At 70.3% G+C, this 12,124-nt stretch carries 8 protein-coding genes; 7 read left to right on the forward strand and 1 reads right to left on the reverse strand.

Annotation, left to right across the window (positions count from 1 at the left end; translation table 11 throughout):
• Positions 1-71: 71 nt before the first annotated feature.
• The 7 genes from ACFYRY_RS26380 (at position 72) to ACFYRY_RS26410 (ending at position 11,361) form a co-directional block, all read left to right on the forward strand.
• Entirely contained in the window at positions 72-1,754 is a 1,683-nt protein-coding gene (locus ACFYRY_RS26380) for a DUF4192 domain-containing protein (protein WP_389150460.1), read from the forward strand.
• A 296-nt stretch (positions 1,755-2,050) separates the two neighbouring features.
• The gene (locus ACFYRY_RS26385) at positions 2,051-4,417 is read left to right on the forward strand and encodes a glycogen debranching N-terminal domain-containing protein (RefSeq protein ID WP_389150462.1); all 2,367 of its coding nucleotides are present in this window, start codon (positions 2,051-2,053) and stop codon (positions 4,415-4,417) included.
• Positions 4,418-4,546: 129 nt separating this feature from the next.
• The gene (locus ACFYRY_RS26390; protein ID WP_389150465.1) at positions 4,547-5,305 is read left to right on the forward strand and encodes an NUDIX domain-containing protein; all 759 of its coding nucleotides are present in this window, start codon (positions 4,547-4,549) and stop codon (positions 5,303-5,305) included.
• Positions 5,306-5,464: 159 nt separating this feature from the next.
• Positions 5,465-7,333 (forward strand): ATP-binding cassette domain-containing protein, encoded by a 1,869-nt coding sequence (locus ACFYRY_RS26395; RefSeq protein ID WP_389150467.1) that lies wholly within the window; start codon positions 5,465-5,467, stop codon positions 7,331-7,333.
• 161 nt (positions 7,334-7,494) lie between these two features.
• Positions 7,495-8,382: a FadR/GntR family transcriptional regulator gene (locus tag ACFYRY_RS26400; protein WP_389150470.1), complete on the forward strand. Its 888-nt coding sequence runs from the start codon at positions 7,495-7,497 to the stop codon at positions 8,380-8,382.
• A gap of 428 nt (positions 8,383-8,810) precedes the next feature.
• Positions 8,811-10,349, forward strand: coding sequence for an RNA polymerase sigma factor (locus ACFYRY_RS26405; RefSeq protein WP_389150473.1), 1,539 nt, complete (start codon positions 8,811-8,813; stop codon positions 10,347-10,349).
• A 145-nt stretch (positions 10,350-10,494) separates the two neighbouring features.
• Positions 10,495-11,361 (forward strand): serine protease, encoded by an 867-nt coding sequence (locus ACFYRY_RS26410; RefSeq protein ID WP_389150476.1) that lies wholly within the window; start codon positions 10,495-10,497, stop codon positions 11,359-11,361.
• 103 nt (positions 11,362-11,464) lie between these two features.
• Here the strand turns inward: ACFYRY_RS26410 and ACFYRY_RS26415 are convergent, their stop codons facing one another.
• On the reverse strand, positions 11,465-11,695 hold the full coding sequence (locus ACFYRY_RS26415; RefSeq protein WP_389150479.1) for a hypothetical protein: 231 nt from the start codon (positions 11,693-11,695) through the stop codon (positions 11,465-11,467).
• Positions 11,696-12,124: the final 429 nt, after the last annotated feature.

Below are 12,124 nucleotides of genomic sequence, written 5' to 3' on the forward strand. Positions count from 1 at the left end.
ATTGATGTGTCCCTGCTCGGACTTATCCACAGGCGCAAGCGGGAGTTGGCGATCCGCGAGATCGTCTGCGCATGACGAATCACAGCGAAACGACTGGATCCGCTGGTAACGGCGACATCGGCGGACGAGACGGATACAACGCGCACGGAGGGCGAGGCGCGGGCGGCGAGGAAACCGGAGGCGGCGAGCAGCACGTCGAGTGCGTCACGTATGACGCCCACGGGAGCGATCACCAGGTGACCCTGCGTACACCGGGCGAACTCGCCGATGCCCTGCCCTATCTCCTCGGATACCGCCCCGAGGACAGCATCGTCCTGGTCGCCCTTCACGACCGCGGGGGACGCGGCCGGTTCGGAGGGCGGGCCCGGCTCGGCATTCCCACGAACGAGGACGACTGGGACTCCGCGGCCCGACAGCTGGCCCATGGCTTGATCACGGGAAGCGAGAGGCGGGGTGCCAAGCCGGAGCAGATGGTCGCCTACCTCTGTCAGGAACCGGCAAAGGGTGAGTCCGGGCAGCGGGTGATGCAGCGGCTGGCCCGACTCGCCGGGCTGCTGCGCACGGAGTGCGGACGGCTGGACGTCCCCGTGATCGAGGCGCTGTGCATCTCCGACGGGCGGTTCTGGTCGTACTGCTGTCCGAGCGAAGGGTGCTGTCCGGTCGAGGGACTGCCGATGGGACTGCCCGGCACATCCGTGCTCGCGGCCGCGGCGACCTACGCCGGACTGCAGGTGCGCGGGACACTGCGGGAGCTGCGGGGCAGGCTGGTGCCGTGGGAGACCTCAGCGGCCTTGGAGCAGGAGGTCTGCCTGGACACCACCAGCATGGCGCAGGTCCCCAGGATGTTCGACGAAGCCGGTCGAGCGGCCGTGGCCGAGGAGACGGTGGAGCTCGCCGAGCAGATCATGACCCGATTCACCGAGGCGCCACACGTCTCCGGCACTCTCGACGCGGATCTGCGCGACGACGCCCTGCTCGGACACGAGGAGGCGGCCACGCTGATCCTCGGCCTCCAGGACCGTGCGACCCGTGATCGGGTCGCCGAGTGGATGGAAGGCGACGAGGCCGGGCCGGCGCTACGCCTGTGGCGTGCCCTGGCCCGCCGCTGCGTCGGACCGTACGGTGAACACGCTGCGGCGCCGCTCACCCTCGTCGGCTGGGTCGCATGGTCGACCGGTGACGAGATCGAGGCCAGGGAAGCCTTGGCCATGGCGCTGGGTGCCGACCCTGATTACCTCTTCGCCCGGCTGCTGCACCAGGCATGCAACGAGGGCCTGGACCCGGAGTCCATCCGGCGTTGCCTCCGCGCGGAACGCGAGACGCGCAGCGTGAGTGCGCCGCCAGGAGCCGGAGCACAGTCATGGGCGGACGTACCGACTCACCAGGAAAGCGGCGACCTCGGCGCGGAGCCCTCTTCCCCGTCGCCCGACGAGTCCCCCACACCCGACGAGCTCCCCTCACCCGACGCGTCTCCCCGACGCCGACGACGGACACGTGCCGCAGCTCGTCCTGACAGCCACCCTTGCCCCTCAGAAACGGGAGGACGGCCCACGGGAGCGGACGACTCCCGCGGCCGCACCCGGCCGGCCGCCGGTACGCGCCCCGGCGCGCCGCGAAAGGGAGGGGTGCGCCCTCGACCCACGCGGAAGGGCAGCCCGCAGTCACGCCATTCGGAGAGGGAGAACGTGCGGGGACACGAGGCCCGCTCCGAAGGCGTGCGGCCGGGAGGTGACGCCCCCGAGGGGACGCCATGAGGCACCGTCGGCCCAGGAGCGGCCTCTTCCCGAGGTTGGGCGACCGACTGCGGCGGACGGCGGACACACTCCGGCGGACCGTGGGCAGCCGCGGGACGCTCTCCCGCAGCTGCCCGCCCCGCCGCCGTCCGGTCGGCTTCCGCGACCGCGGGCGTGACTCCGAAGAGGCTCGTCCCGTTCACCTGAGTGGCGGTACGCCTGGCCCGGTGGCGCCGCCTTACCGTCCTTGTCCCTCAGGAGCCCCGCAACCGGCGCCGAACACGCCAGAGGCACACAGAGTGCAGAGGAAGCCACCCTTGCATCAGCCGACTCCGCCCTCCGCCACCGACGACGACCGCCCGTCCTTCGGTGCGCCCACACCGACCGGGAAAGGAGACATCATCCCGCCACCGGACGATCTCTCCTGCCCGACCTCTCAGATGAAGCGATCGCGGGCCGAGCAGGCCGAACAGCGCGCGGAGTACGAGGGCTCCCCGCCGGCGCGGGCCCAGCGCCCCGCGCCCTGGAATCGCTCCGGACGGCGCAGGTCCGCATCCGCGGGACAGGAGCAGCTCCCGGGCTCGAATCAGCCCCTCCGTCCCACCCCGCCGACGTCCCTGGGCCGGTTGTCGGAGGCCCCGGTCCGGGCTTCTTCCGTCACCACGGGCCGCCCCAAGCCCCCGTCGTCCTCACCAGGCCACCCGGCATCGATACCGACCCCGGTTCCGCGCCGCTCGCCCGACCTGCCCCCCGCCCACACCGCGGTCATCTGCGTCGCGCTCCCAGGCCTCGCCATCTCCACAGAACAGGGGCAGCTGACCGGTCAGGGGCTGGAGGGGTTCTACCGCGCGGGCCGACGCGTGCTCTCGCGCTGCCAGATCCTCGTCGCCGGACGCGAACCGATCGCGGTCCAGGGCGGCACCGTCGCAGCGGATCGTGCACGTTTCGTGGGAGCCCTGCGCGCGATGCCCGGTGCCGGCCCGGACCCGGACGTCGTGGTCGAACGCATCCGCCATGCGGACGGCACGGAACGCATCACCCTGCACAGCGCGGCCACGCGCCCACTGCGACTGCCGGTGGAGGTCGCCCTGGGCACGGACCTGGCGGACCTTGGGACGATCGCGTCCGGCCGCGCGGGGCCCGAACTGCCGGCCAGTGTCCATGACTCGGGTCTGCGATGGTCCGCCGACGGGGCCAGCGCCAAGGTCACGGCCGATCCGCCGCCCGCCGACGCCCTGGCCTCCGCAGGACTGCTGCGCTGGGAGTTGGAGGTACCGCCAGGCGGCACCGTGACCGTGGAACTGCGCGTACAGCTGGAGGGCGCAGGGCCCGTTCGGGCCGTGGGCCGCGCGGCGACGAGTCCGCTGGCACCAGCACGCGCGATCGGAGATCACCCCGGCGTCCAGGCGCTGCTGCACACGAGCATCGAGGACCTCCAGGCCCTGCTGTTGCGTGACCCGGCAAACCCGTCCGACACCTACCTGGCAGCCGGAGTGCCCTGGCGCTGCGGCATGGCTCCGGCTGAGGCGCTCGCCGCCGCTCGGATGGCGCTGCCGCTGGGTACCGGGCTCGCGGTCGGCACGCTGCGTGCTCTCGCGCGAACGCAGCTTCTGGTCCCCGGGCCAGGGGCGGGCATGATCCCCGGCCCTCGTCGGGATGCCGGGCCCCTGCTGCCGCCGAGCTGTACGGGCACGGAGGCAACCCTGCTCTTCCCGGTGCTGCTCGCGGAAGCGCGCCGCTGGGGACTTTCGGAGCACACGATCGCGGAACTGCTGCCGGCCGCGGAGCGCTGTCTTGCCTGGCTGCGCACCAGGGTGGGCGACGGAACGTATCTGAGCGATCCGCACCACTCAGGCCACGTCCGCTGCGAGACACAGGCCTACGCCCACCGTGCGGCACTCCTCGGCGCCGACCTGCTCGACGCGTACGACCACCCTGGCGGCGACGGGCTGCGTCAGTGGGCGGAGCGGCTGCGGGCGGCCTTCCGCGAGGACTTCTGGGCCGAGGACCGCGGCGGCGGCCGACCCGCGGCAGCCCGTGCTCCGGACGGGCGTTTGGTGACGCAGTTCGGTGCCGCGGCAGCTCACCTTCTCGACACCGGACTGCTGGGAGGAGGCCGTTATGCGCCGGGGTTGCTCGACCGGGCGCAGACCGAACAACTCGCCCGGCTGCTGGGAAGCCCACCGCTGGACTCCGGCTGGGGACTGCGTGGACTCGGCGTGAAGGAGCGGGGTTACAACCCGTTCGGGCATCGTGCCGGTGCCGTCCGGGTTCAGGAGACGGCGACCGCCGTGGCGGGCCTGGCCGCGGCGGGCTACGAGAAAGAGACCACGTCGCTGCTGAGAGGGGTCCTGGCGGCCGCCGAGACCTTCGGTCACCGGCTGCCCGAGATGTACGCGGGGGAGCAGCGCACCGACGGCAGCACCCCGCTTCCCCATCCCGCGGCCTGCCGGCCCTCGGCCACGGCGGCGGCCGCCGGCGTTCTGCTGCTGACGACCCTCGCGGGCATCCGCCCGGACACCCCAGCCGGCACGGTCACGCTGCGTCCGGTGCCCAGCGCGCCACTCGGCGAGATCGGACTGACCGGACTGAGGGTCGCGGGCGCCCCCTTCTCGGTACGTGTCAGCCGGCTCGGGCTCGCCATGGTCGAGGAGGCGGCCGAGGGATTACAACTGGGGGTGTGACCTGGGACGACACACCATCGAGTGGTGGCGGGGAGGGGACTGTGAGCCTTGACGGACCGAAGTGGATCAGCCCCCGCTCCGACTCACGAAAGGAGTGTTTATCGTCAAGCAGACGACTATGATCGCGGCATGCCCTACGACCCGTCAGCCTTCCCGCCCTTCGCCGTCACCGTGGACCTGGTCGTGCTGACCGTGCGCCGTCACGCTCTGTGCGCGCTGGCGGTGCGTAGGGGCGAGTCGCCGTTCCAGGGGCGTTGGGCCCTCCCCGGCGGTTTCGTACGGGCCGACGAGGACCTGGCACAGGCAGCGGCACGCGAGCTGGCGGAGGAGACCGGACTGCACGCCCACGACCCGTCCGTCCCCGTTCAGGACAACGGTGCCCATCTGGAACAACTCGCGACCTATGGCGACCCCAAGCGCGACCCCCGGATGCGCGTGGTCAGTGTCGCCCACCTCGCCCTCGCTCCCGACCTGCCCGCTCCTCGGGCGGGCGGCGACGCCAGCAACGCGCGTTGGGCACCCGTCGAGGAACTGTTGCAGCAAAGCGGTTACGGCCGCGACGGCGAACCGATCGCCCCCCTCGCCTTCGACCACGCCCAGATCCTGGCCGATGGTGTGGAACGGGCCCGTTCAAAGATCGAGTACTCGTCGCTGGCCACCGCATTCTGTACACCCGAGTTCACTGTGGGGGAACTGCGTCGCGTCTACGAGGCGGTGTGGGGAGTGGCGCTCGACCCGCGCAACTTCCACCGCAAGGTGACCGGCACACCCGGCTTCCTTGTGCCCACCGGGGGCACCACCACCCGTCAGGGCGGACGCCCCGCCCAACTCTTCCGCGCCGGCGGAGCCACCCTCCTCAACCCTCCGATGCTGCGCCCCGAGGTGTGACTCCGGCGCACGCGGGACGGGAGGCCGACTGGTTCCCGCCCGATCGCTGAAACGCCCTCCGTGACGAACGGCGTACAGGGAACCGACGCCGCTGTTCTCGCTGCTGAATGGGCCCTGCGGTACCCGGTAAAACGGACATAGCGCGCTATCTTGATTCGGGTGATCCAGGCCTTCGGACTGACCAGCCACACCCGCAGGGGCCTCCCGCCCGCTCTCGACGACCTCTCCTTCGAGGCGCGCGCAGGCCGTGTCACCGCACTCCTCGGAGCCCCGGGCGCGGGCAAGACGACCGCGCTCAGGCTGATGCTCGAACTACAACCGGGCCGTGGCATCACCTACTTCAGAGGCCGGCCTCTGCACCGCATCGCCCACCCGTCGCGCGAGGTCGGTGTGTTGCTGGGCGATGTGCCAGGTCACCCCGCCCGTACCGTACGCGGACATCTGCGCATGCTGTGCGCCGCGGCGGGCGTACCGGTGCGGCGCGCTGACGAAGTCCTCGAAGCGGTGGGCCTCGTCAGTCTGCGCGACGAACGCCTGAGTACCCTGTCGCGCGGCATGGACCGCCGCCTCGGACTGGCCTGCGCGCTGCTTCCGGAACCGCACACGCTCCTGCTCGACGAGCCTGCCCGCGGGCTCTCCTCCCGCGAGTGTCAATGGCTCCGAGGCATGCTGCGAGCCCACGCGGCCCGGGGCGGCACGGTCCTGCTCACCACGGCTGACCCCAAGGAAGCCGCGCGCGCCGCCGACCGCGTGGTCACCCTGGACAAGGGCAGGCTCGCCGCCGACCAGGACGTGACCGATTTCGCCCGCACGCGACTACGCCCCCGCGTCGCCGTCCGCACCCCGCACGCCGCCCGTCTCGCGGCACTGATCGCCAAGGAGGCCCGCACCGAACAGCGCTCCGTCGAGGTCGTTCGGGAGGAAGGCAATCGCCTCTACGTGTACGGCAGTACCTGCGCCGACGTCGGCGAGACCGCGTTCCGTCACGGTGTCCTCGTCCACCAACTCGCCGACGAGGTCGGCGACATGGGGCCAGGGGCGGCGCTGCGCCCCTCGGAGACCGAGGAGGGGTCCGCGCGGACGCAGCCACCTTCCCCGGTGACGGAAACCGCCGAACCTGACGATCCCCGCGACGTCGAGCCGCCCGTCGGCTCCATCGAGGGAGAACGGCGAGTTCGGGAGAGCGCACGCCCCGTCAAGGCGCTCCGGTCCGCCCATCCGCTGTCTCCCCCGCCACCTCCCATCTCGGTCCGCTCCGCGCGCAGTCCCCTCCGTCCGCTGCGCTACGAGCTGCGACGCGCCGCCGGAGTGAGCACCGGGTTCCTCACCGCGGCCGCCGTCCTCGTCACCTCCGCCCTCATCGCTGTCTTCCTTGCCCGTGTCGGACACACCCCTCAGTCACGCCTGCTGGCCGCGTGGCCCCGGGAATTCCCCCTGCCGCCCGCGGCCCTCGGCGCGGGCCTGCTCGGATCGCTCGCCTTCGGTGATGAGTTCCGCCACCCTGCCCTGGCGGCGGATCGCGGCTCCGTGCCCCGCCGAATCGGGCTGCTGGCCGCCAAACTCGTCGTCACCGCGGCCACCGCGCTGGTGCTGGCCTTCCTCACAGTGGGCTGCGACGCCGAAGTGCTCTATCTCGTCTACGGACCGGAACTGGCCGAGGTTCCCGCCGACTGGCCCGCCCTGAGCGCAAGTTGGATCGGGCTCGTGATCGGCTGCGGCTGGGCGGGCGTGCTGGCCGCGGGGATTTTCCGCTCCACCACGGCCGGGCTCGCCGCGCTGGTGGCCGTCCCCGTCGTCGTGGTGCCGCTCGTACAAAAGGCCTTCGGGGGACCGTCCGTGCGTGCCGCGGCAGGGTTTCCCGTCCGGCTGCGCCAAGTGTTCCTGATGCAGTGGCCCTTCGGTGGAGAGCGCTACCTGGAGGTCGCCGCGCGCGTGATCGTCCAACCCGTCGGCAGCGCACTGACGTTGTCACTCACCGCCCTGCTCTGCGCGTATCTGCTCACGACCCTGCGCGGGAGGGTTCGCTGACGACCGTCCGTGCCTTTGCGGTTCGGCCCTGCGCACAACTTCCCGGGAAGGCCCGTTTCTTTCCGATAAGGCGTCAATTGCGACGGGGTGAGCGATCACCCTTTCGTGTGCTTTTCACCAAAGACCTCAAGGGAGTTGGAAGCGGAGCCGACAAAGGATCCGTGAGTACCCTTGCGCACACCATGATGACCGCCGCCCGCTCCGCAGACTCCGGCCTCGCCGGCCCGGGCGAACTCGACCGCTATCCCTACGCGGAGGCCGCCACCGCCGGCCGCGTCGGAATCCCCTCGTGGGACAGCGCGGAACCGGAGCTGGGCCGGGTGGGCCGACGTGCCGCCGGCAGCCGCGGACGCGGACTGCACGGCCAACTTGTTCAGCAGCTCGGCCAGATGATCGTCTCCGGCGATCTGGGCGCCGACCGTCCGCTCGTGCCCGAGGAGATCGGTCAGCGTTTCGAGGTGTCCCGCACCGTCGTCCGTGAGTCGCTCCGCGTCCTGGAGGCCAAGGGCCTGGTCAGTGCGCGTCCGAACGTCGGCACCCGCGTGCGCCCCGTCAGCGACTGGAACCTCCTCGATCCGGACATCATCGAATGGCGGGCCTTCGGGCCGCAGCGCGACGACCAGCGCCGTGAGCTGAGCGAACTGCGTTGGACGATCGAACCGCTCGCCGCCCGGCTGGCCGCGGGGCATGGGCGCGAGGACGTCCAGCAACGGCTCACCGACATGATCGAGATCATGGGCCACTCCATGGCGCAGGGCGACGCGCTCACGTTCTCCCGTGCGGACGCGGAGTTCCACTCCCTGCTCATCCAGATCGCCGGCAATCGCATGCTGGAGCACCTTTCAGGGATCGTGTCGGCCGCCCTTCAGGTCTCCGGCAGTCCCGTCACGGGGTGTGACCGGCCGAACGAGGCCTCTCTGGCGCACCACGGCCGGATCGTCGACGCGCTGGCCGCCGGTGACGGAGCGGCGGCCGAAACGGCCATGCGGCAACTGCTCACCGTCCACCCCGAGGTGGAGCGGGTGGTGCCCGCGCCGCGCGAGCACTGACCTCGCACCCCGGGCGACACGGGCGGGACGGCCTCCACCCCTCCGGTGGTGCCCCGCGGCCCATATGCCGCCTCCCGTCGGACCCCGCGGAATCCCCAGGGATTGTGCGGGGTCCGACGGTGCGACGAGGTGCGGGCCCGCCAAAGCGACCGCTTCCAGGCCACGACTAACCACCTATGTCCGTGTATGACGATTTTTGAGTGTTTACGGGGTGTGACTCGGGCCACGCGGAATGGGCGTAACGCTCGTGGGAGCAGCGCGATGACCTAAGAGGTGACTGCCGCGGAGGGAATACGGACGCCGTTCAAGGCGCTGTGCATCTTCCCGGCCCACGCCCGCGCCGTCGGCCAATCCCCAGGCCGGTGGTCGGCTCCTGTCCATCATGGACGGGGCCGGAAGCCGTTTTCCAACGTTCCGAGAGGTTGTTCGTGTCGGCCAGCACATCCCGTACGCTCCCGCCGGAGATCGCCGAGTCCGTCTCTGTCATGGCGCTCATTGAGCGGGGAAAGGCTGAGGGGCAGATCGCCGGCGATGACGTGCGTCGGGCCTTCGAAGCTGACCAGATTCCGGCCACTCAGTGGAAGAACGTACTGCGCAGCCTCAACCAGATCCTCGAGGAAGAGGGTGTGACGCTGATGGTCAGTGCCGCGGAGCCCAAGCGCACCCGAAAGAGCGTCGCAGCGAAGAGCCCGGCCAAGCGCACCGCCACCAAGACGGTCGCAGCGAAGACGGTGACCACGAAGAAGGCCACCGCCACCGCCACGCCGGCGGCGCCCGCAGTCGAGGCCTCCGTCGAGGACGACGCGCCCGCCAAGAAGGCAGTAGCAAAGAAGGCGCCGACCGCCAAGAAGGCGGCCGCGAAGAAGACCGTCGCCAAGAAGGCGACGACGGCCAAGAAGGCGACCGCCGGCAAGGATGACGCCGAGGCCGTCGAGGATGAGGTCCTCGAGGACGTCAAGCCCGGCGAAGAGGAAGAGGAGGGGGGCGAGAACAAGGGCTTCGTCCTCTCCGACGACGACGAGGACGACGCGCCCGCGCAGCAGGTCGCCGTCGCCGGTGCCACCGCCGACCCCGTCAAGGACTACCTCAAGCAGATCGGCAAGGTCCCGCTGCTCAACGCCGAGCAGGAGGTGGAACTCGCCAAGCGTATCGAGGCCGGTCTGTTCGCCGAGGACAAGCTGGCCAACGCCGACAAGCTGGCGCCGAAGCTCAAGCGTGAGCTGGAGATCATCGCCGAGGACGGCCGCCGCGCCAAGAACCACCTTCTGGAGGCCAACCTCCGTCTGGTGGTCTCCCTGGCCAAGCGCTACACCGGTCGCGGCATGCTCTTCCTGGACCTCATCCAGGAGGGCAACCTCGGTCTGATTCGCGCGGTCGAGAAGTTCGACTACACCAAGGGCTACAAGTTCTCCACGTACGCCACCTGGTGGATCCGTCAGGCGATCACCCGCGCGATGGCCGACCAGGCCCGCACCATCCGTATCCCGGTGCACATGGTCGAGGTCATCAACAAGCTCGCGCGCGTGCAGCGGCAGATGCTCCAGGACCTGGGCCGCGAGCCCACCCCGGAGGAGCTGGCCAAGGAACTCGACATGACCCCCGAGAAGGTCATCGAGGTCCAGAAGTACGGCCGTGAGCCCATCTCGCTGCACACGCCCCTGGGCGAGGACGGCGACAGCGAGTTCGGTGACCTCATCGAGGACTCCGAGGCGGTCGTCCCGGCCGACGCGGTCAGCTTCACACTGCTCCAGGAGCAGCTGCACTCGGTCCTGGACACCCTGTCCGAGCGTGAGGCGGGCGTCGTCTCCATGCGCTTCGGTCTCACCGACGGCCAGCCGAAGACCCTCGACGAGATCGGCAAGGTGTACGGCGTCACGCGCGAGCGCATTCGCCAGATCGAGTCGAAGACCATGTCGAAGCTGCGCCACCCGTCGCGTTCGCAGGTGTTGCGCGACTACCTCGACTAGGTTGCGGTCGTACGACGTCGAAGGCCCGGTCTCCGAGTGGTGCCGGGCCTTCGTGCTGCCCCCGGCGACGGGCTCTCGTGCTGCGACCGGCAGCGCTCTGCATGACGCTGGGTGTCAGACCATCAACCCGGAGTGAGGAGCGTGCATGCGATCTCGCATTGCCCGGGCACTGGCCCGACCGCTGACTCTGGCGGCCGTCGCAGCTGCCATACCGCTGGTGTCCGCCGCCCCTGTGGCTGCCGACAGCATCGTCGTCGGGGGTTTCCCGGTCGACGTGTCCGAGAGCCCGTGGACGGTGGCACTGTCCAGCCGTGACCGGTTCGGGGGTACCCGCGCGGGCCAGTTCTGCGGCGGGGTGGCCGTCGGCCGTTCCACGGTGCTCACCGCGGCTCACTGTCTCGGCGAGGACGTCCTGGGTGGCCCACCGGACAGGGTGCGCGACCTCAAGGTCATCGCGGGGCGTACGGATCTCCTCTCCGACCAGGGGCAGGAAATTCCCGTACGCGACACCTGGGTGAACCCGGACCACGACAGTGCGACCAACTCCGGGGACTTCGCTGTGCTCACCCTCGCCGAGCCGTTGCCGCAGGACTCGGTGATCGCCATGGCGCCGACCGGGGACCCGGCGTACGAGCCGGGAACAGAGGCCGCGGTGTACGGCTGGGGAGACATCACGGGTGGCGGTGACTATGCGCACACCCTGCGGGCCGCACGCGTGCGTGTGCTGCCCGACGCGCAGTGCGAGCGGGCGTATCCCGGCAACGCCGACGGGACGTACCTCGCGGACACGATGCTGTGCGCCGGGCAGGAGGAAGGTGGCCGCGACGCCTGTCAGGGAGACAGCGGTGGGCCGCTCGTCGCCCGGGGGAAGCTCGTAGGGCTGGTGTCCTGGGGCAGCGGCTGTGGCCGCGCGGGCAGTCCTGGCGTCTACACGCGGGTGTCCGAGGTCTTGCGGACGCCCGACTGGGCCGCCCGGGTGGGAAGCCCTGTGGCGGCGTCTGGCGGGACCTGACGGCCACTGTGCGGGTATGAGCACGGGCGGGCGCCCCTGGGAGCAGGGGCGCCCGCCCGTTATCCGGCCTGTGCCGGTGCTGGCTCGTCGTGGAACGCGAGTGTCAGCGCTCTTCTTCGGCGGCTGCTGCGGGAGCGGCCGTCAGGCGCTCGGTCTCGTCCTGTATCTCAGCGGCGATCTTCTTGAGTTCCGGCTCGAACTTGCGGCCGTGGTGGGCGCAGAAGAGCAGTTCTCCGCCGCTCAGCAGGACGACGCGCAGGTATGCCTGGGCGCCGCAGCGGTCGCAGCGATCGGCGGCCGTCAGTGGGCTCGCGGGGGTCAGAACAGTAGTCACGTCGCCTCTTCTCTAGCTCGACGAGCTGTCGTACCAGGGTCAACATCCAACCAGCCCGAAAACGTTCCCGCTCGTGGCTTTTCCTGGAAAAAATCTCTCCGGGCGGCTGTCTGTTGCCGGTTGGCGGCGAATGTGCCGTATTGCGTGTCTTTGTGTCTTACGGGTTCGCGCTGTCGGTCGGGGGGTCGGTCCGCCGGCTGGGTTGCCGGTTGTTCATGAGGACGTGCCCGGAGCCTAAATGGTTCATGCCTGGAAGGGAACGTGATGTGTACTTCACTCAATCGAGGGATCGAACGTGTATGCGAGTCTGGACTAGTGTGAGGTCAGACGAGGGTGGCGTTACATCGGCTCTACCAGGCCTCGGTACCCTCTGAGCGGCAACCGAAGCCGCGCCCTTACCCAGAAGGGCCTCACCTGAAATTCAGCGAG

It is taken from the genome of Streptomyces sp. NPDC005263 (genome assembly GCF_042872365.1).
GTDB lineage: Bacteria > Actinomycetota > Actinomycetes > Streptomycetales > Streptomycetaceae > Streptomyces.

Bases quoted from the DNA above. Each gene is read 5' to 3' on its own strand.
- ACFYRY_RS26380 (WP_389150460.1), top strand. From the start codon at position 72: ATGACGAATCACAGCGAAACGACTGGATCCGCTGGTAACGGCGACATC.
- ACFYRY_RS26410 (WP_389150476.1), top strand. From the start codon at position 10,495: ATGCGATCTCGCATTGCCCGGGCACTGGCCCGACCGCTGACTCTGGCG.
- ACFYRY_RS26390 (WP_389150465.1), top strand. From the start codon at position 4,547: ATGCCCTACGACCCGTCAGCCTTCCCGCCCTTCGCCGTCACCGTGGAC.